We start from the raw sequence: 20,508 nt of genomic DNA, 5'->3' as shown, positions 1-20,508 counted from the left end.
AAACGATAAATGATTATATGAGAAATGAAGGAGTATATAGAATGAGACAATCAAAAATGTTGATTCCAACATTACGAGAAGTTCCAAATGATGCAGAAGTACTAAGTCATCAAATTTTATTAAGAGCAGGGTATATTCGCCAAGTTTCAGCTGGTATTTATTCTTATTTGCCTCTTGCTAATCGTGTATTGGAAAAATTAAAAACGATCATGCGTGAAGAATTTGAAAAGATTGGCGCTGTCGAAATGTTGATGCCAGCTCTCTTACCTGCGGAATTGTGGGAAGAATCTGGTCGTTATGAAACTTACGGCCCCAATTTATATCGTCTCAATGATCGTAATGATCGCAAAATGATCTTAGGTCCAACTCATGAAGAAACATTTACTGAATTGATTCGCAATGAAGTCAATTCCTATAAAAAATTGCCGTTGAACCTTTACCAAATCCAGACAAAATATCGTGATGAAAAACGTCCACGGTTTGGGTTATTACGTGGCAGAGAATTTATTATGAAAGATGCTTACTCTTTCCATTCATCAGAAGAAAGTTTAGATGAAGCGTATAAAGATTATGAAAAAGCATATACTGAGATTTTCAAACGTTGTGGGTTAGATTTCCGAGCAATCATTGGTGATGGTGGCGCAATGGGTGGTAAAGATTCAAAAGAATTCATGGCGATCTCAGAAATCGGTGAAGATACGATCTGTTACTCAACAGAAAGCGATTATGCCGCTAACTTAGAAATGGCGACAAGTTATTATGTCCCTAAAAAATCACATGAAACACAACTTGAATTAGAAAAAATTGCGACACCAGATGTAAAAACGATTGAAGAAGTAGCGAACTTCTTTGAAACTGAGCCACAAAAAATCATCAAATCTGTTTTATTTATGGCAGACGAAAACCCAGTATTGGTATTAGTACGTGGGGATCACGATGTCAATGATGTGAAACTGAAAAACTTTTTAGCGGTTGATTTCTTAGAAGAAGCAACAGAAGAAGATGCTCAAAAATACCTAGGAGCAGATTTCGGCTCTGTTGGTCCAATCGGTGTAGCAGAAGAAGTAAAAGTCTACGCTGATCGTCATGTCCAAGACTTAGCGAACGCTATTACTGGAGCGAATGAAACTGGGTTCCATTATGTGAATGTCAACCCAGAACGAGATTTTGAAGTGATCTCATATGAAGACCTTCGCTTTGTTCAAGAAGGAGATCCATCACCTGATAATAATGGTGTATTGGCATTTACACGTGGAATCGAAATCGGACATATCTTTAAATTAGGCACACGCTATAGTGAATCAATGGGCGCAACCGTATTAGATGAAAATGGACGTGAAAAATTTGTCATTATGGGTTGTTACGGAATTGGCGTAAGTCGTCTGCTTTCAGCAATCGTTGAACAAAATTCAGATGAAAATGGCATTAACTGGCCTAAAGGAATCGCGCCTTTTGATTTACATGTTGTTCAAATGAATCTAAAAGACGAAAACCAAACGAACTTAACCGAAGAAGTTGAACAAACGATGTTGGCTGCTGGTTATCAAGTACTCGTTGACGATCGTAATGAGCGTGCAGGTGTGAAATTTGCAGATTCTGACTTAATTGGCTGTCCAATTAGAATTACAGTAGGTAAAAAAGCGGTGGATGGTATCGTTGAAGTCAAAATTAAGAAAACTGGGGAAATGGTTGAAGTTCGCAAAGAAGAGCTAGCAAATACGTTACCCATTCTTTTAAATCAATAAAATACAGTCAAGAAAGAAAATTCTTGCTTGAAATGAAAGACAAGCCTAACAAATAGTTGGGCTTGTCTTTTTTCTAATGAGACTGAGGCAAGTTTTGGCTCGGTATCCTTCGTTTTTTGTTTCTCACATTTGTTCGAATGAAAAATCATACTGGCTCTTTAGTAAGAAGAAATTGATTTGTGTTACAAAATCGTTCTTAATAAATCGTTGGCACCAATCCTCCATCAAGTCGCAAGGCAGCGCCAGAAAAAGAAGTTGCATAGGGGCTAGAAACAAATGTAACAAATCGCCCGATTTCTTCTGGTCGGATCAAGCGTTGGATCTGTGAGAGTGGACGATGATTTTTCATAAAATCTTGTTCCCATTCATATTCAGGCAATTGGCTGTCTGCGTACATTGTTGTTAACATTTCTTGAACGCCCTCTGTCAAGGTGGAGCCAGGCATGATCGTGTTGACGGTCACTTGAGAGCCAACAGTCAATTTGGATAAACTTTTTGCTAAAGAAAGATTCATCGTTTTGGTCATACTGTATTGAGCCATTTCACCTGAAGGCATCACTGCTTCTTCACTCGCAATAAAAAGGATACGACCAAAATCTTGCTTCAACATTTTAGGTAAATAATTTTTGGCTAATGCATTTCCAGCAAGAACATTGACATGGAAAAAATGTTCCCAAATATCATCTGTGATAGCTAAATAATCCATCGGTTCAAAAATCCCCATATTATTGATCAAAATATCTACTGTAGGAAATTGCGTAAACAGTTCTTGCCGTGCTTCTGGATCTGCTAAATCAAATGGCGCACGCTGAGGGTTAGTTTGGGGGAATTTTTCTTTTAATTCAGTGACCACTTGATCAACAAGCGGCGCGTGACGACCATTGATGATGACATCTGCACCTTCTTTTGCCAATTCAATCGCAATGGCCTTTCCGATGCCTTTTGTTGAGCCAGTGACTAACGCAACCTTATGAGATAAACCTAGTTCCATCTTACATCTTCCTCCTTTATTTAAAATCGAATGTATCAGGATTTGGTCCTACCCGAAAATGCTCGTTCAGTGCATTCAAAACCGTCATTTCATCTTCAGAAAGAACGAAATCAAAAATGTCAGCATTACTTTTCATTCGTTCGGGCTTAACTGACTTGACCACTAATAAGATGTCTTGCTGGACATCCCAACGTAAGATTACTTGGGCTGGAGTAATATGATGCGCTTCAGCAATCTCTACTATAGTTGGGTGATTCAATAGTTTCCCTTGCATCAAAGGGGACCACGCTTGGATCTTTATTGCATGTTTTGCGCAGAAATTGCGTAGTTCAGTTTGAGATAACTTTGGATGTAGTTCCACTTGGTTGAGAACGGGAATGACATTCGCATGTGTCAATAATTTTTCTAAATGAGTGATTTGAAAATTGCTAACACCAATCGCTTTGATTTTCCCCGCTTGATATAATTTTTCCAAAGCACGCCATGACTCTAAAAATGCATCTTCGCCAGGCCAATGGATTAAATAAAGATCTAGATAGTCTAGTCCTAGACGTGCTAAACTGGTTTCAAAAGCTTGGATTGTTTCGTCATAGGTTAAATGATCGTTCCAGACTTTGGAGGTTACGAATAGTTCTTCTCGAGAAATTCCAGCAGCTTTCAGCCCTTCTTTGATTCCGATTCCTGTACCAATTTCATTATCATATATTTGAGCAGTATCAATCAACCGATAGCCCTTTACAATGCCTTCTTTGACTACTTCAGCAGTTTGGGTATCAGGGATTTGAAAGACACCAAGTCCTATCCCTGGAATTTCTATTTGGTTATTTAACATGATTCGATCATTCAATGAATGGATCATCTATACTCCTCCTTTAATTTTCAATAGATATAATGTATACTAGATAGGCTCTAATAGATAGTACCTACTTTATTGTGCTATAGTGTCTAAAAAGTAACTATTGGATAGTAAAAGGATTTTAGGAGGGAAATATGATTGAAAAAACGTATAATATTGGTGTAGAAGCCACGATGGATGTTATCGGTGGGAAATGGAAACCGATTATTTTATGCAACCTGCGTCACAGTCCGCTTCGTCCCAGCGACTTAAAACGAAAAATTCCTAATCTTAGCCAAAAGATGTTGACTCAACAATTGCGTGAATTAGAAGCAGACGGTATTGTTGTACGAACCTCATATCATCAGGTTCCACCAAAAGTTGTTTATTCCTTAAGTGAATATGGTCAAACATTAAGTAGTGTGTTAGATGCGTTATGTGATTGGGGCGAACTGCATGTTACTACGTTGCAAGAGCAAGGAGTACCAATCAGCTTACGTTGTGAGGATTCATTTAGCTAAGTAATCAACGATTTAGAACGAGAAAGAAAATTCTTTGTCGTTTTTTTAATGTAAATCCATGTAAAAACGGGTATACTAAATAGTACTGAAAGAAGAAGAGGTTCAAATGAAATAGCATTGATTTGTCCTCGTCAGAAAGGGCGTATGGTTTTGTCAGAAAAACGAGAGTTATTTGAAAAATTGTTGGAACAAATCCAACTAGAAGAAGTGGAAAAAAATCATCCACTAATCTCTGCTGGCGAAATGGAGCGTGTAGTGGTTCACCGCAAATCAAGATTGTGGGAGTTTACCCTACACTTTACTCAAATTTTACCGATCATGCTTTATCGATCATTGCTCCAAAATTTGACACTGGCATTTAAAGATATTGCACAGATCAGATTAACTATCAAAGCTGATGATCAGCAGTTTGATGAAAAATTATTACAAGATTATTGGGCACAAGCTTTAGAAAGCCAACAATGCGATACGCCGTTGGCTCAACAAGTTTTAAAAACACAAGTCCCTATATTGAAGGAAAAGAAAATTGTCTTGCCAGTCGATAGTAATGGCGCTATTAATTATTTAAAGCAACAATATCTACCTTTAGTTGAAACGCTGTTTGTCAGCTACGGGTTCCCTAAATTTCGTATCGAACCTGAAATTGATGAAGAACAAGCAGAACGTGTGCTAAAACTGTTTGAAGAGCGGAAGCAAGAACAAGCAGAAGCGTTCATGAAGCAAGCTGCGGAAAGTTTGATTGTCCATGAACAAAAGAAAAAAGAAAGAAAAGAGCAACTTCCTGTACTAGATGGACCGATCCAGTTAGGTCGTAATATTCCAGCAGATGAACCGACAATACCAATGATCAATATCGTTGAAGAAGAACGTCGTGTGACCTTGGAAGGCTATGTATTTGATAAAGAAGTGCGTGAGCTACGTTCAAAACGTAAGATTCTAACGTTAAAAATCACCGATTATACTTCTTCTTTTATTGTTAAGAAATTTTCAAATAATGAAAAAGATGAACAAATCTTTGATGCAATCAGCGTAGGAAGCTGGTTAAAAGTTAGAGGAAGTATCCAAGAAGATACATTTGTGCGAGACCTGGTGATGAATGCACAAGATATCATTGAGGTGAAGCATGCACCTCGTAAAGACTATGCTCCTGACGATGAGAAACGAGTGGAATTACATGTTCATAGTAATATGAGTACGATGGATGCAACCAATAGTATCTCTGACCTTGTAGCTCAAGCTGGAAAATGGGGACACAAAGCGATTGCGATCACGGATCATGGAGGGGCACAAGCATTTCCTGAAGCGCATAGTGCCGGTAAAAAAGCAGGCGTGAAAATTCTTTATGGGGTTGAAGCCAATGTCGTAGATGATGGTGTGCCGATTGCTTACAATGATGAACATGTTTCTTTGAATGAAGGAACATATGTCGTATTTGACGTGGAAACCACTGGACTATCTGCTGTTTATGATACGATCATCGAATTAGCTGCGGTCAAGATGTATAAAGGGAATGTCATTGAAAGCTTTGATGAATTTATTGATCCCGGACACCCACTTTCCCGCACAACGATTGATCTAACTGGGATCACAGATGAAATGGTACGAGGATCTAAATCAGAAGAAGAAGTCCTACGTTTGTTTCTCGAGTTTTCAAAAGATTCGATTCTGGTCGCCCATAATGCCGCGTTTGATATGGGATTCTTGAATACAAGTTATGCAAAATATGGAATCCCAGAGGCGACGAATCCAGTCATCGATACGCTGGAATTAGCCAGATATCTGTATCCTCAATTTAAACGATTTGGTCTAGGTGTGTTATCTAAAAAATTTGGTGTCAGTCTTGAACAGCATCACCGAGCGATTTACGATGCTGAAGCGACAGGTCATTTAGCATGGATTTTCGTTAAAGAAGCAATGGAAAACCATGAGATGCTCTACCATGATCAACTCAATGCTCATGTGGGAGAAGGCGATTCATATAAACGAGCAAGGCCATTTCATGTGACGATCTTAGCGAAAAATCAAGCTGGATTAAAAGATTTATTCAAATTAATCTCGATGTCGAATGTGGAATATTTTGAACGTGTCCCACGTATTCCTCGTTCACAACTGAAGAAATTACGTGAGAATCTTTTCATTGGCTCTGCTTGTGATAAAGGTGAGATTTTCGAAGCAATGATGCAAAAAGGAATTGAAGAAGCTAGAAATCGAGCAAAATTTTATGATTATATTGAAGTGATGCCAAAAGCGGTCTATGCACCATTGCTTGAGCAAGAACTAGTCAAAAATGAACATGATTTAGAAGAAATCATCAAAAATCTAGTTGAAATCGGAAAGTCATTGGACAAAATCGTCGTTGCTACTGGGAATGTGCATTACCTTAATGAAGAAGATGCAATCTATCGGAAGATTTTGATTAATTCAATGGGTGGGGCTAATCCGTTGAACCGACATAGTTTGCCTGATGTGCATTTTAGAACAACAGATGAGATGTTGACTGCTTTTAACTTTTTAGGAAAAGATCTAGCGAAAGAAATCGTCGTTGACAATACGAATAAGATTGCTGACCTTTGTGAAGAGGTCATTCCGGTGAAAGATGATTTGTATACGCCAAAAATTCCTGGATCTGAAGAAGAGATTTCTGATTTGAGTTATACCAGAGCTAAACAGTTGTACGGTGATCCATTACCAGAAATCATTGAAAAACGATTAGAAAAAGAATTGAATTCGATCAACGGGAATGGGTTTTCTGTGATCTATTTGATTGCGCAAAAACTGGTGCATAAAAGTAACGAAGATGGTTATTTAGTTGGTTCACGTGGATCAGTTGGTTCTAGTTTTGTTGCGACAATGACTGGGATCACTGAAGTAAATCCATTAGCCCCTCACTATTATTGTCCTGATTGCCAGTATTCAGAATTCTTTGAAGATGGTACTTACGGTTCGGGGTTTGATATGCCTGAAAAAAAATGTCCGAAATGTGGCGCACGATTAAATAAAGATGGCCATGATATTCCTTTTGAAACGTTCTTAGGGTTCCATGGAGACAAAGTACCAGATATCGATTTGAACTTTTCAGGTGATTACCAAGCAGAAGCGCACAACTATACGAAAGTTTTGTTTGGGGAAGAATATGTTTATCGAGCAGGAACAATCGGTACAGTTGCCGATAAAACAGCTTATGGCTTTGTTAAAGGTTATGAGCGAGATCATAATTTACAATTTCGCAGTGCTGAAGTTGATCGATTAGCCAAAGGTGCGACTGGCGTGAAGCGAACGACTGGACAACATCCAGGGGGGATCATCGTTATTCCCGATTACATGGACGTATATGATTTTACACCGATCCAATATCCAGCAGATGATCAAAATTCAGAATGGAAAACAACGCATTTTGATTTCCATTCTATCCATGATAATGTACTGAAGCTTGATATTCTGGGACATGATGATCCGACAGTAATCCGTATGTTGCAGGATTTATCGGGAATCGATCCACAAACGATCCCAACTGACGATCCAGAAGTAATGAGAATTTTTGCCGGTCCAGATGTCTTGAACGTTACCAGTGAACAGATTTATTCTAAAACAGGGACACTAGGTATCCCAGAGTTTGGGACACGCTTTGTTCGGGGAATGTTGGAAGAAACACATCCAACGACTTTTGCTGAACTCTTACAGATTTCTGGATTATCACATGGGACCGATGTGTGGTTAGGCAATGCAGAAGAATTGATCAAACGTGGGGATGCAACTTTGGCTGAAGTAATTGGTTGTCGGGATGATATCATGGTTTACTTAATCCATGCTGGATTAGATAGTGGGATGGCTTTTAAGATTATGGAAACCGTTCGTAAAGGGCTATGGAACAAGATCCCTGATGAATTACGAGAAACCTATCTATCCGCCATGAAAGAAAACAATGTTCCAGATTGGTACATTGATTCTTGTTCTAAAATCAAATATATGTTCCCAAAAGCCCATGCAGCGGCTTACGTTTTGATGGCCTTACGTGTAGCTTATTTTAAAGTCTATTTCCCTATTTTATACTATTGTGCCTATTTCTCAGTTCGAGCGGATGATTTTAATCTTGTGGCTATGTGTAAAGGGAAAGATGCGGTAAAACAAGCGATGAAAGAAATCACAGATAAAGGTTTGGATGCCTCAGTCAAAGAGAAAAATCAGTTGACCGTCCTTGAATTAGCGAATGAAATGTTGGAAAGAGGCTTCCATTTTGGCATGATCGATCTATATAAATCAGATGCCGTGAACTTCGTGATCGAAGGAGACACATTGATCGCACCATTTAGAGCTGTCCCAAGTTTAGGAACAAACGTTGCAAAACAAATCGTTGAAGCACGAAAAGATGGACCATTCTTATCAAAAGAAGATCTTGCTACACGAGGAAAAGTTTCTAAAACGTTGATTGAGTATATGAACGACAACGGGGTATTGAAAGACCTTCCAGATGAAAACCAACTTTCCTTGTTTGATATGTTCTAATCAAGGGTTAGCGTGGAAGCTTGTCATTTTAAATGAAATATGGTATAGTTATTTATAGGTAATGATACTAACTGTGAGTGAGCGGAATTTTCGCTCACTCTTTTTAATGGAATTACGGAAGCAATTTTAAGGAGGCGAACTTTTTGAGTAGCGTCGTTGAAACAGTCACAGCAATGGTGACTCCGATTTTAGAGGAACAAAATTTTGAACTTGTCGAAGTAGAATTTGTGAAGGAAGGCAAAAGTTGGTTCTTACGAGTATTCATTGACAAAGATGGCGGAATCGATATCGAAGAATGTGCATGGGTTAGCGAAAAACTTAGCGAAAAACTTGATGCAGCAGATCCAGATCCTATCCCACAAGCTTATTTTCTAGAGGTATCATCTCCAGGGGCAGAACGCCCATTAAAAAAAGAGAAAGATTACGAAAAAGCGCTTGGAGAATATATCCATGTTTCTCTTTATCAACCAGTTGATGGAGAAAAACAATATGAAGGATTTCTCCAATCAGTTGATGCTGAACAGCTGATATTGAAAATACGCATAAAAACACGGGAAAAAGAATTAATTCTTGACCGAAAAAATATTGCCAAAGCTCGCTTAGCGATCCAATTTTAATCACGGAGAGGAAACAGAAAAATGAGTAAAGAAATGCTAAACGCATTAGATGCATTAGAAGCTGAAAAAGGGATTTCAAAAGAAATCGTGATCGACGCTTTAGAAGCTGCTTTAGTTTCTGCATACAAACGCCATTATGGTCAAGCTCAAAATGTTGAAGTTGAATTTGATCAAAAGAAAGGGAAAATTCACGTCTATGCTGTGAAAGAAGTTACTGAAGAAGTAATGGATTCACAATTAGAAGTATCATTAAAAGATGCGCTTTTGATTAATCCGGCATATGAGATTGGTGATACCATCCGTTTTGAAGTGACACCAAAAGACTTTGGACGAATTGCTGCACAAACAGCAAAACAAGTTATTTTACAACGTGTCAGAGAAGCAGAAAGAACCATCATTTACAATGAGTTCAGCGCGTATGAAAAAGACATTATGCAAGGTATCGTTGAACGTCAAGATAAACGATATATCTATGTAAATCTTGGAAAGATCGAAGCTGTTTTATCGAAACAAGATCAAATGCCTAATGAATTTTATCAACCGCATGATCGTATCAAAGTGTACGTTTCTCGTGTAGAAAATACGTCAAAAGGTCCACAAGTCTTCGTTAGCCGTAGCCATCCAGATCTATTACGCCGTTTATTCGAACAAGAAGTGCCAGAAGTTTACGATGGGATCGTTGAAATCGTAAGCATTGCTAGAGAAGCGGGCGATCGCTCAAAAGTAGCCGTTCGTTCAAATGATGAAAATATTGATGCAGTTGGAACTTGTGTTGGACCAAAAGGCCAGCGTGTGCAAGCGATCGTGAATGAATTAAAGGGTGAAAACATGGATATCGTTGAGTGGAACGAAGATCCAGCGGTATTTATCACGAATGCTCTGAATCCAGCGCAAGTGATCGATGTGATTTTTGATGAAGAAAATCCTAAAGCTTGTACCGTTGTCGTTCCAGATTACCAATTATCCTTAGCGATTGGTAAACGTGGACAAAATGCACGTTTGGCTGCCAAACTAACAAATCACAAAATCGATATCAAGTCAGAATCAGATATGGCTGAATATTATGAAAAACAAGCGCAAGATCAAGAAGTAGCTTCTGAAGAAGTCGCTCATGATGAAGTGATCGTTCAATCTGATTATACAGATGATGAATATGAAACGATTGCTTTCAACGATGAAACAGTTGAAAATACGGATCAAGATGCTTAACAATTAGCTTAGGAGGCGAAGAGATGAAACAAAGGAAGATTCCTTTACGCAAATCTGTGGTTTCAGGTGAAATGAAACCCAAAAAAGAGATGATTCGAATTACCCGTTCCAAAGAAGGGGAAGTATCGATTGATCCCACTGGGAAAATGCCAGGCCGTGGTGCGTATGTCTCACTTGAGCCAGCTGAAGTACAACAAGCTTGGGATAAGAAGATTCTTGATCGGGCGTTAGAAACGACTTTGACAGATGAATTCTACCAAGAGTTACTCGATTATGTAACCCATCAAAAAGCACGAAAAGAGCTATTCGGTAAATGAATGAAGGAAATCGGCAAAAAGCCATGAATCTCATTGGGTTAGCGATGCGCGCTGGTAAGTTGATTACCGGCGAGGAGTTGACCATTGCAGACATTCGTAAACAGAAAGCAAAGATCGTGTTTGTAGCAAATGATGCGAGTGAGAATACGAAGAAAAAAGTGAAAGATAAGAGTTCATATTATGAAGTTCCTTGCTTTGAACTATTTTCCGAAGCTGAAATCACGCAGATGATTGGGAAGCCTCGCAAAGTATTTGGAATCGTAGATAACGGTTTTGCGAAGAAAACCAAGGAGCTAATTGAAGGTTAGGAAGGTGATTGCATGAGCAACAAACGAATTTATGAACTAGCAAAAGAATTAAATCAGCCTAGTAAAGACGTTGTGGAAAAGGCGCAGCAACTTGGGATTAATGTGAAGAATCACATGGGAGCAATCACAACTGGTGATGAAAAGAAGTTGCAACAAGCGTTCAAAAAACCACAGACGAATGAAAAACCAGCACAGCAAGCCAGCCAAAAGCCAGCCACAAACCAGCCGAATGAACAAAAGAAACAAGAAACAAAAACGAAACAACAAAAAAATAACCGCAACTATCAAGATCGCGGTCAAGGGAGCGGTCAAGTGAATCAAGGAAAAAACCAATCAACAAACCAAAACCGAAGTAATAATGGAGGCGGAAATAACCAAAACCGTCAAGGAGCAACACAAAGTGGCAATCAAAACCGCCAAGGATCAACACAAGGCGGAAACCAAAATCGCCAAGGATCAAACCAAGGTGGTAACCAAAACCGTAACAACAATAATAATCGTGGTAAATTTAACAATAACAACCGCAATCGTTTTAACAAAAAAGGGAAAAAAGGAAAACAACAAACTTCCAATAAACCTGCTGTACCACCACGTAAATTCCGTGAGTTACCAGAAGTATTAGAGTATACTGAAGGCATGAACGTTGCGGATATTGCAAAGAAAATCCATCGTGAACCAGCAGAGATCATCAAAAAATTATTTATGCTTGGCGTAATGGTCAACCAAAACCAAGCACTAGATAAAGATACGATTGAACTCTTAGCAACAGATTATGGGATGGAACCACAAGAAAAAATCCAAGTAGATATCGCAGATATCGACAAATTCTTTGAACCAGAAGAATTAAATCCTGATACATTGGTTTCTCGTCCACCAGTTGTAACAATCATGGGACACGTCGACCACGGGAAAACAACATTACTTGATACATTACGTCATTCACGAGTAACAAGTGGCGAAGCTGGTGGGATTACACAACATATCGGTGCCTACCAAATCGATATCGATGGCAAACCAATCACATTCTTAGACACACCTGGGCATGCTGCATTTACAAGTATGCGTGCGCGAGGAGCAAGTATCACTGATATCACGATCTTAGTTGTAGCAGCAGATGACGGTGTTATGCCACAAACAGTCGAAGCAATCAACCATGCGAAAGCAGCTGGCGTACCAATTATCGTTGCTGTTAATAAGATTGATAAACCAGGGGCAAATCCTCAACACGTGATGCAAGAATTAAGTGAATATGAATTGATTCCAGAAGCTTGGGGTGGAGAAACGATTTTCGTTGAAATCTCTGCTAAATTTGGTCAAAATATTGACGAATTGCTGGAAATGATCTTGCTAGTTGCGGAAGTAGAGGATCTAAAAGCAGATCCTAAACAACGAGCAATTGGTACAGTAATTGAAGCACGTCTAGACAAAGGAAAAGGACCTGTTACAACATTACTTGTTCAACAAGGGACTTTAAACGTAGGTGACCCAATTGTAGTAGGAAATACCTATGGACGTGTGCGTGTGATGGTCAACGACTTAGGTCGTCGTGAAAAATCTGCTGGACCAGCAACACCAGTTGAGATCACTGGGTTAAACGATGTGCCACAAGCAGGTGACCGCTTTGTTGTCTTTGAAGATGAAAAAACTGCTCGTGCAGCCGGTGAAGAACGTGCCAAACGTGCGTTGTTAGAACATCGTGCGATCACTAGTCGGGTAACATTGGACAACTTGTTTGAAAGCTTAAAAGAAGGCGAATTAAAAGAAGTAAATGTTATCATTAAAGCTGATGTACAAGGTTCTGCAGAAGCATTGGCTGCTTCATTGCAAAAGATCGATGTAGAAGGCGTACGTGTGAAAATCGTCCATTCTGCAGTTGGTGCCATCAATGAAAGTGATGTAACCCTTGCAGCAGCAAGTAATGCGATCATCATTGGGTTCAATGTTCGTCCTACACCACAAGCTAAAATTCAAGCGGATAATGAAGAAGTGGACATTCGTTTACACCGAATCATTTATAAAGCAATCGAAGAAATCGAAACAGCGATGAAAGGGATGCTAGATCCAGAGTTTGAAGAAAAAATCACTGGTCAAATGATCGTTCGAGAAACATTCAAAGTATCAAAAGTTGGAACGATCGCTGGGGCTTATGTCACAGAAGGATACATTCGACGTGATAGTGGCGTTCGCGTGATCCGTGATGGTATCGTCATTTACGAAGGACAACTAGCTAGCTTGAAACGTTTCAAAGACGATGTAAAAGAAGTTAAAATGGGTTATGAATGTGGTGCAATGATCGAAAAATTCAATGACATCAAAGTCGATGACGTCATCGAAGGCTTCATTATGGAAGAAATCAAAACAAATTAATTTTAGGAGGCCGCTCAATATGGCAAACTATCGAGACCGCCGAGTCGGTCAAGAAATTTTAAAAGAAGTAAATGATATTTTACGCAAAAAAGTTCGTGATCCTCGTGTAGAAAACGTGACAATCACTGATGTCCACGTTACGGGAGATCTACAACAAGCAACCATCTATTATAGTATTTTATCTGACTTAGCTTCAGATAAGAAAAAAGCACAGGAAGGCCTAGCAAAAGCAAGTGGACTGATTCGCCGTGAATTAGGACACAACTTAAGCATCTATAAAACGCCTGAATTAACTTTTGAATTAGATGAGTCAGTGGGGTATGGTAACCACATTGATGAGTTGCTTCGTAATTTAAATAAAGATTAAAACAAAAAGAGCTATAAACCTTAAGAAGTGGGGTTATAGCTCTTTTTTAGTAGTTTTTTTAGTTTTAGCTTTTTATAAAGCAGAGATACCGCAGTTACACCATCATCCAATTTTTTAGAAAAAAAGTTCAAACTACACAATGCAAGTAGTTTAAAATGACAAACGCACAGTACCATAATTTTACTGTACAGAATACATGAGAAAAAAATGAGCAATTTGTACGTGTCTCGAACAGGTTGTGAAAGAAGCGGTCAACTCCAAACGAATAAGAGAGAATCTTTTAAAATAGCTTTTCTTATTTTGAAAAATTCTCTCTTATTTTTAAGAAGTGGCTTCTTGGACACCGTTTATTAAGAGTTAGATTTATACTTCAGACTCTTTTCGAGATTCGTATATGACCCTCAGTTTTTTGTTTTGGGGAAGACTAGGATCATTTATTCCTTAAAAGCTGCGACTCGTTTTAATCAAAGGCTGCAAATGAAGGATTCAAGCTTGCCTTTGTCTAAGAGAATAACATGAATTGTATTTACAGGTTTGTGAAGTTTTATTACAAGTTTGTTGCCAAATAATAAAAACGTAGCGAAAAAAGGTAAAATCGTCACATTATTGTGGGATGTGTTATAATGACAAAGTTGATATTTTATTGGATAGGGAGAAAAAACATGGATGGATTATTACCTTTGTGGAAAGAACGTGGCATGACAAGTCATGATTGTGTATTTAAATTAAGAAAAATCTTACATATGAAAAAAATTGGTCATGGTGGTACGTTAGACCCTGATGTTGATGGTGTGTTACCGATTTGCCTTGGAAAAGCGACTAAAGTTATCGAATATTTAAGCGATGCAGGAAAAGTATACCAAGGAGAGATTACATTAGGATTTAGTACAACGACAGAAGACAAATCTGGTGAGGTCGTCGAAAGTAAAACAGTTGATCGATTAATCAGTGATGAAGAAATTGATGAAACGATGAAAAGTTTTATCGGGGAAATCACTCAGATACCACCGATGTATTCAGCTGTCAAAGTGAACGGCAAACGTCTTTATGAGTATGCCAGAAACAATGAAACAGTTACACGTCCCGTGCGTAAAGCGCAGATTGAACGTTTTGAAAGAACAAGTGACGTGCATTGGGACCAAGAGAAGGGGTTGCTATCTTGGCGTTTTGAGGTAGTATGCGGGAAAGGGACTTATGTACGAACGCTTGCTGTTGATACTGGGAAAAAATTAGGCTATCCTGCTCACATGTCCGATCTAACTCGAACAGCTAGTGGAGGAATGAAGAAGGAGCAGGCAATCACTTTACAGCAAGTAGCAGATTATATGCTTGCAGGAACCTTTGAAGAACATTTATTGCCACTAGAAGCTGGTGTTGCTCGTTTTAAGAGAGTAGACATTAGTGATCGTGTTTGGGAAAAAGTTAAAAATGGTATGCGCTTAGATTATCAGGTATTTAACTTAGCAGAAATGCCGACAGAAGAGATCGCACTTTTTTACCAAGACAAAGTAGTAAGTATTTACCAGCCAAATCCAAAAGAAAAAAATAAATTAAAACCAAGCAAAGTGTTGAGGAATGAGGTATAAAAATGAAAATTATCAAAATTAGACATCCTTATCAAGCAGATCAGATCCCACCAGAAGACGTTGTACTTGTTTTAGGCTTTTTTGACGGGGTACATCTAGGCCATCAACGTGTTATCAATCGGGGAAAAGAAATTGCTAAAAAAGAAGGATTGAAATTAGCTTTGATGACTTTCAACCAACATCCTTCAATCGTCTTCAAAAAAATAAATCCAAGTCAAGTAAAATATTTGACTACTCTGGAACAAAAAGAAGAAAAAATGGCCCTATTAGGTGTTGATTATTTATACGAAATCGATTTTACGTCATCGTTTGCTCATTTAGCTCCACAAGAATTTGTTGATCAATATATCGTAGGACTTCATGCAAAATATGCTGTTTCTGGTTTTGACTATACTTACGGACCTAAAGAAATTGCAGATGTAGCGCACTTACCAAGTTATGCAAAAAATCGATTTGAAATCATCACTGTACCAAAAGAAGAAGACAGTGGCGAGAAGATTAGTTCGACACGGATACGTGAATTATTAAACGCAGGAGAAATAAATGAAGTAACACGTTTATTGGGGGCTGCTTACGAGGTCGAAGGGGTGGTAGTCCATGGCGATGCTCGTGGCCGCCTGCTAGGATTCCCAACAGCTAACATCAAAGTTAAAAGTACTGTTCATCTTCCAAAAGAAGGTGTCTATGTTTCAGAGATCAAAGTTGGTGAAACGTGGTATCAAGCAATGGGATCAATAGGTCATAATGATACCTTTGGTGATGATCGTGAACTTACCGTTGAATTATATATTTTAAATTTTGCTCAAGATATCTATGGAGAGCATGTAAAAGTCCGTTGGCATCATTTTTTGAGAAACCAAGTGAAATTTCCAAACGTTGAATCATTGATTGAACAACTGAAAGCAGACGAAAAAGCGACAGCGGACTATTTTAAATAAAAGTATTGAATTTAACTGAAGACAATAAAAAAGCCTTTTTTGGTGAAATCATTCGAGTCAGCAAGTAGCATGCTGACTCTTTTATTATAGAAAAAAGTAAATCGATCGAATAAGCGTATCGTTTGCCTAAAAGACAGGGTGCTATTGTACACTTGATATAGGAAGTATGCAGTAGGTGAAAAAGAAGGGTGGAAAGTATATGTATAAAGATCTAACAAATAAGGTGGCAGTAGTAACTGGAGGATCAAAAGGGATCGGTAAAGCAATCTGTGAACGCTTTGGTAAAGAAAAAATGTGTGTGGTTGTCAACTATCATTCGGATGAAGAAGGGGCACAAGAAGCAGTAGCCGAGATCGAAAAAAATGGTGGCAAAGCAGTAGCTGTCGAAGCGGATGTCAGTACAGAAGAAGGGATGGATCGTCTGCTCAAAGCAGCAATCGAAACATTCGGAAGTTTAGATATCTGGGTTAATAATGCTGGTATGGAAACGCAAAAACCAACCCATGAGCTGGAATTAGAAGATTGGGAGAAAGTGTTAAAGGTGAACCTAACAGGCGTATTTTTAGGGACAAAAACAGCGTTGAATTATTTTAAAACTCATCAGATCAAAGGTAATATTATCAATATGTCCTCCGTTCACGAACAAATCCCTTGGCCGACATTTGCTCATTACGCAGCATCAAAAGGCGGTGTCAAGCTGTTTACAGAAACAGTAGCCATGGAGTACGCACCAGAAAATATTCGAATCAACAGTATTGGACCAGGGGCGATCAAAACTCCGATTAATGCAGAAAAATTTGAAGATCCAAAAGAAAAAGAAATTCTAGAAAGCATGATACCAATGGAACGAGTGGGTAAACCCGAGGAAGTCGCCGCTGCTGCTGCTTGGCTCGCTTCTAATGAATCCAGTTATGTGACAGGAATTACTTTATTTGTAGATGGTGGCATGAAACTATATCCATCCTTTCAAGGTGGTAAGGGTTAAAGCTACTTACCATTATTATAGAAACAAGAAATATGGGAAATAATAAATTCAGAATCTAAAAAAACAGTAAACGACATTCAAAGAGCTGACCTTTGCCAATAAGACAAAAATCCACAAAACATGGGGAGCTGTTTCGAGATTTTTATCTTGATTGCTCCTACGTTTATTCGTCTTAGTTTTTACTTGGTGAGTATTCAGGTCAAACGCTCTTTTCGCAATCTCTTATGCACGGTGCTTATGCATCCAGTTCTTGAAATAAGCCTGAATTTTTTGAAACATGGGAAGCTGTTTCAAAAAATTCAGGCTTATTGTCATCAGAGCAAATCGCTTCTTTCACAGTCTCTTTTTCCAAATAAAAAACTAATTCTTTTTTAGTGAAATGGATGTTTGTTTTTGTAGTTGTTCATAGATCCATGACCCGAAATTAGTGACATAATTAAAGTTACCACCAATTAAGATATCATATTCATTTTCTTTGAAATGCGTGTATTGGATCAATCGATCATTTTTATTAGCATAAACCTCTGAATGATAGTTAAAAAGTTGCTCTTTAAAGGCATCCATTTCGTGAAAATCATCTGTTACAAGAGATAATTTTAATGTGACAGGGACATCAAGCGTCACTTGATAATCTTTTTGGATCATTAGATTTTCCTTGTCACCGTAAAGGAAATCAAACAAATTTTGTTCAGAAAACTTCCATTTTCCTCCAACTTTTGTTCCCTTTAATTTCCCTTCGTGCAGATAGTTTCGAATTGAACGAGTCGTCACACCAAGTTGGTCGGCTAATTCTTGTACTGAATAATAACCTTTCAATATATCCCTCCTAAAAATTAAACCACTTATTTAAACACCGTGGTATCGAATTAAAATAAAGTCCTTATGACCCAAAAGTTAGTTTCAGATTGATGAGGAATTAAATATACTTTATAGATTGTAATTATACTAAAATTCTTATGAAAAAAATAGATTTGTTCGTTAAATAATCGTTATGTTTAGAATAAAATAAACAGATAAAGCAGTGTTTTTCAAATTTAAACTTAAAAAATCGTTATTTAAAATAACTTAATGGAAATTTATGATCACTATGGAAATTTGAGGTGATGAAATAAAATAAAAACAAATTTACTTATAGATAGTAATGAATCCAATCAAATAAGTCAGAAGAACAAATCAACGTGTCTTAGAAATTTTAGCGTTATATAAAAGAAACGCATAAATTGTTTAATTTTTTTTATTTTATAACTAAGGTTTTAATAATTTTTCTCTCGAACCGTCATTGACAATATTTTCATTCAAAGTTTATACTATATTTAGGAAAAAAAATGAATATTATCGTGCTTTTTCCTAAAAGTTCAGAAAGGAGACTTGTTATGTTTACGAAACCTGTACTAAAAAAAATCTCTGGCAATGTTTTGTCCCCATGTTCTTGTGGGTTATTGATTGGTAACGGTTCTTAATCTAGTCTTCCGATGTCCATTTTTAATTGGAAAATAAAGTTGCCCTACAAAACTCCCCTGTTAAAAAGGCGACTTTATTTTCCTATTTAATATAGTCAAAATGTTATTATTCGTTTGTGATGCTAATAAAAGAGGTGAGTGATCTATGAAAATCAAGGAAAATTTATACGCTTATCCTTTTCTTGATGAAGTGATTCTCCATAATGTTCTAAGAAGCAGCTGGCTAGTGATTTCTAAAGAAGAGTTAGAGTTGGTGAAGCTACGAAAGTATTCATCGTTATCCGAGTCTACGCAAAAAAAACTAAAAATCTTTCAGCTTCTATTAGATGAGCCATTAAAAGTAAAAAAAAATGAAGTCACCATTCCTGAAACCGCTTATTTGGCGTTGACACATCAATGTAATTTAAAATGTGTGTATTGTTACGCAGAAGCAGATATGACCAAGAACTATCCGGATCAATTGTCTTTTATTGAATGGTTCCAACTATTAGATCAATTAAAAGACTGTGGTGTAAAAAAAGTCATTTTTACTAGTGGAGAAATAGGACTGAATCATGATTCTTTAAAATATATCGATTATGCTTATCAACTAGGCTTATCGGTTGGTTTGATCACTAATGGAACCTTGATTGGAAAAAAAAGGAATGCACAATTCTTGGCAGATCGATGCGAATCAATGACCATCAGCTTGGATTCGATTGATAAAGAAGAGAATGACAAGAACCGTGGTAGAGGTTGTTATGAAATAGCAATGAGAGGTATCCGTAATCTTTTAGATATCGGTTTCCATAATATTTACGTTAATGCAACCGTTACCAACTATAACTTAAAATCAGTTGATCAAACGATTGAGTTTTTTAAAGAGAATGGAATCGCCTATAAATTAGGTGGATTTAGCGAATTAGGAAGAGGTAGTATGGCAGATATTTCATTATCTTTTGAAGAAAGAAAAGAAATCGAGTGCAAAGAAAAAAGTGCTCAACGATCTGCATTTTTAAAGCCATTTACAATTAAAGAATCTTGTGGTTTGGGTTTGGGAGAGTTAGTTATCAATCCAGTTGGGGATATTTTTGCATGTAAATTATTGGAGACAGATGACTATAAATTAGGTAATATCAGAAAAAACAAATTAGCTGATATTTATAACCATAAAGAGATAGAATTGCTTGAATCTCAAAATATCCATCATTTATCTGGTTGTCAAACTTGTTCTTTTCGCTATTTATGCGGTGGTGGTTGTCGTGCGCAACATTATTATCATACCAATGATATTCATGGAGTGGATCGCTCTGAATGTCAATTATTGCAAGAGTTAATAAAAAATCAAATGTATCGTATCTGGAAACAGACAGAAATGACCTGAAGGAGCGTGATTAGGTGAGACTGAACGGCGAATTGGCCTATGAGAAATTAGGGAACGACCTCTATCTTTCCTTGAATGATGAAATCTATCTTTTAGATAATGAAGTATCGATCTATATATTTGAATTATTAAAAACAAATGTAGCACTTAGTCATGTAAAAGAAAAAGTATTAATACGATTTGCTGATTCTGGTGACTATTCTAATGAAGAAAAAGAAAAATATATCACAGAGTTTATCTCAGATCTGATCAACAATCAAATTCTCTTACAAGATCAGGTCAATCAATGAAAACTAGTAAAAGAACAATGTGTTTATCAAAAGATAATCAACATTGTTCTTTTTTGCTTCTTTCTTCTGGCTTCACTCAAATTATCAAATGAAGCGTCATATTTCG

At 37.5% G+C, this 20,508-nt stretch carries 17 protein-coding genes; 14 read left to right on the top strand and 3 right to left on the bottom strand.

All coding sequences use genetic code 11. The annotated features are described in order from the left end of the window. Positions 1-41: 41 nt before the first annotated feature. Entirely contained in the window at positions 42-1,745 is a 1,704-nt protein-coding gene (locus IGK21_RS08010) for a proline--tRNA ligase (protein ID WP_010718877.1), read from the top strand. A 196-nt stretch (positions 1,746-1,941) separates the two neighbouring features. Here the strand turns inward: IGK21_RS08010 and IGK21_RS08005 are convergent, their stop codons facing one another. Both IGK21_RS08005 and IGK21_RS08000 read right to left on the bottom strand, forming a co-directional pair. Then, complete coding sequence (locus IGK21_RS08005; protein WP_034698335.1) at positions 1,942-2,736, bottom strand: SDR family NAD(P)-dependent oxidoreductase; 795 nt, start codon at positions 2,734-2,736, stop codon at positions 1,942-1,944. Positions 2,737-2,752: 16 nt separating this feature from the next. Then, positions 2,753-3,595, bottom strand: a complete 843-nt coding sequence (locus IGK21_RS08000) for an aldo/keto reductase (RefSeq protein ID WP_034698333.1) — start codon at positions 3,593-3,595, stop codon at positions 2,753-2,755. Between the two features lie 131 nt (positions 3,596-3,726). On the opposite strand from IGK21_RS08000, the gene IGK21_RS07995 reads away from it, so the two are divergent. From IGK21_RS07995 to IGK21_RS07945, 11 genes are all read left to right on the top strand, one after another. Then, positions 3,727-4,092, top strand: a complete 366-nt coding sequence (locus IGK21_RS07995; RefSeq protein WP_010737776.1) for a winged helix-turn-helix transcriptional regulator — start codon at positions 3,727-3,729, stop codon at positions 4,090-4,092. Positions 4,093-4,242: 150 nt separating this feature from the next. Continuing rightward, a complete protein-coding gene (locus IGK21_RS07990; protein WP_034698557.1) occupies positions 4,243-8,595 on the top strand; it encodes a PolC-type DNA polymerase III in 4,353 nt (1,450 codons plus the stop codon). Between the two features lie 143 nt (positions 8,596-8,738). Next, entirely contained in the window at positions 8,739-9,212 is a 474-nt protein-coding gene (gene rimP / locus IGK21_RS07985) for a ribosome maturation factor RimP (RefSeq protein ID WP_010718882.1), read from the top strand. A gap of 21 nt (positions 9,213-9,233) precedes the next feature. Continuing rightward, entirely contained in the window at positions 9,234-10,421 is a 1,188-nt protein-coding gene (nusA, locus tag IGK21_RS07980; protein ID WP_034698331.1) for a transcription termination factor NusA, read from the top strand. A 23-nt stretch (positions 10,422-10,444) separates the two neighbouring features. Beyond that, positions 10,445-10,738, top strand: coding sequence for an RNase P modulator RnpM (gene rnpM, locus IGK21_RS07975; protein ID WP_010718884.1), 294 nt, complete (start codon positions 10,445-10,447; stop codon positions 10,736-10,738). Continuing rightward, on the top strand, positions 10,735-11,046 hold the full coding sequence (locus tag IGK21_RS07970; protein ID WP_010718885.1) for a YlxQ-related RNA-binding protein: 312 nt from the start codon (positions 10,735-10,737) through the stop codon (positions 11,044-11,046). Before rnpM ends, IGK21_RS07970 begins: the two co-directional genes overlap by 4 nt. A gap of 12 nt (positions 11,047-11,058) precedes the next feature. After that, a complete protein-coding gene (gene infB, locus IGK21_RS07965; protein ID WP_034698328.1) occupies positions 11,059-13,413 on the top strand; it encodes a translation initiation factor IF-2 in 2,355 nt (784 codons plus the stop codon). Positions 13,414-13,432: 19 nt separating this feature from the next. Continuing rightward, complete coding sequence (gene rbfA / locus IGK21_RS07960; RefSeq protein WP_010718887.1) at positions 13,433-13,780, top strand: 30S ribosome-binding factor RbfA; 348 nt, start codon at positions 13,433-13,435, stop codon at positions 13,778-13,780. Positions 13,781-14,442: 662 nt separating this feature from the next. Further along, positions 14,443-15,366 carry a tRNA pseudouridine(55) synthase TruB gene (truB, locus tag IGK21_RS07955; protein ID WP_010718888.1) on the top strand — a complete coding sequence of 308 codons (924 nt, stop codon included), beginning with the start codon at positions 14,443-14,445 and terminating at the stop codon, positions 15,364-15,366. A gap of 2 nt (positions 15,367-15,368) precedes the next feature. Next, on the top strand, positions 15,369-16,304 hold the full coding sequence (ribF, locus tag IGK21_RS07950; protein WP_010718889.1) for a riboflavin biosynthesis protein RibF: 936 nt from the start codon (positions 15,369-15,371) through the stop codon (positions 16,302-16,304). 199 nt (positions 16,305-16,503) lie between these two features. Beyond that, positions 16,504-17,289 (top strand): glucose-1-dehydrogenase, encoded by a 786-nt coding sequence (locus IGK21_RS07945; protein WP_034698325.1) that lies wholly within the window; start codon positions 16,504-16,506, stop codon positions 17,287-17,289. A 360-nt stretch (positions 17,290-17,649) separates the two neighbouring features. Here IGK21_RS07945 and IGK21_RS07940 read toward each other — a convergent pair whose 3' ends face one another. Continuing rightward, positions 17,650-18,105, bottom strand: a complete 456-nt coding sequence (locus tag IGK21_RS07940; RefSeq protein ID WP_010718891.1) for a helix-turn-helix domain-containing protein — start codon at positions 18,103-18,105, stop codon at positions 17,650-17,652. Positions 18,106-18,894: 789 nt separating this feature from the next. On the opposite strand from IGK21_RS07940, the gene IGK21_RS07935 reads away from it, so the two are divergent. After that, a complete protein-coding gene (locus tag IGK21_RS07935; RefSeq protein ID WP_181915053.1) occupies positions 18,895-20,112 on the top strand; it encodes a radical SAM/SPASM domain-containing protein in 1,218 nt (405 codons plus the stop codon). A gap of 14 nt (positions 20,113-20,126) precedes the next feature. Then, entirely contained in the window at positions 20,127-20,402 is a 276-nt protein-coding gene (locus IGK21_RS07930) for a hypothetical protein (RefSeq protein ID WP_010737768.1), read from the top strand. Positions 20,403-20,508: the final 106 nt, after the last annotated feature.

This window comes from Enterococcus sp. DIV1421a (genome assembly GCF_051711025.1).
In the GTDB taxonomy this organism is placed as follows: Bacteria; Bacillota; Bacilli; order Lactobacillales; family Enterococcaceae; genus Enterococcus_B; species Enterococcus_B hirae.
The sequence above is the reverse complement of the archived record's forward strand: the minus strand, read 5'-3'. Positions and strand labels throughout refer to the sequence as shown.

Bases quoted from the DNA above. Each gene is read 5' to 3' on its own strand.
- IGK21_RS08010 (WP_010718877.1), top strand. From the start codon at position 42: ATGAGACAATCAAAAATGTTGATTCCAACATTACGAGAAGTTCCAAAT.
- IGK21_RS08005 (WP_034698335.1), bottom strand. From the start codon at position 2,736: ATGGAACTAGGTTTATCTCATAAGGTTGCGTTAGTCACTGGCTCAACA.
- IGK21_RS08000 (WP_034698333.1), bottom strand. From the start codon at position 3,595: ATGATCCATTCATTGAATGATCGAATCATGTTAAATAACCAAATAGAA.
- IGK21_RS07995 (WP_010737776.1), top strand. From the start codon at position 3,727: ATGATTGAAAAAACGTATAATATTGGTGTAGAAGCCACGATGGATGTT.
- nusA (WP_034698331.1), top strand. From the start codon at position 9,234: ATGAGTAAAGAAATGCTAAACGCATTAGATGCATTAGAAGCTGAAAAA.
- rnpM (WP_010718884.1), top strand. From the start codon at position 10,445: ATGAAACAAAGGAAGATTCCTTTACGCAAATCTGTGGTTTCAGGTGAA.
- IGK21_RS07970 (WP_010718885.1), top strand. From the start codon at position 10,735: ATGAATGAAGGAAATCGGCAAAAAGCCATGAATCTCATTGGGTTAGCG.
- infB (WP_034698328.1), top strand. From the start codon at position 11,059: ATGAGCAACAAACGAATTTATGAACTAGCAAAAGAATTAAATCAGCCT.
- rbfA (WP_010718887.1), top strand. From the start codon at position 13,433: ATGGCAAACTATCGAGACCGCCGAGTCGGTCAAGAAATTTTAAAAGAA.
- truB (WP_010718888.1), top strand. From the start codon at position 14,443: ATGGATGGATTATTACCTTTGTGGAAAGAACGTGGCATGACAAGTCAT.
- ribF (WP_010718889.1), top strand. From the start codon at position 15,369: ATGAAAATTATCAAAATTAGACATCCTTATCAAGCAGATCAGATCCCA.
- IGK21_RS07945 (WP_034698325.1), top strand. From the start codon at position 16,504: ATGTATAAAGATCTAACAAATAAGGTGGCAGTAGTAACTGGAGGATCA.
- IGK21_RS07935 (WP_181915053.1), top strand. From the start codon at position 18,895: ATGAAAATCAAGGAAAATTTATACGCTTATCCTTTTCTTGATGAAGTG.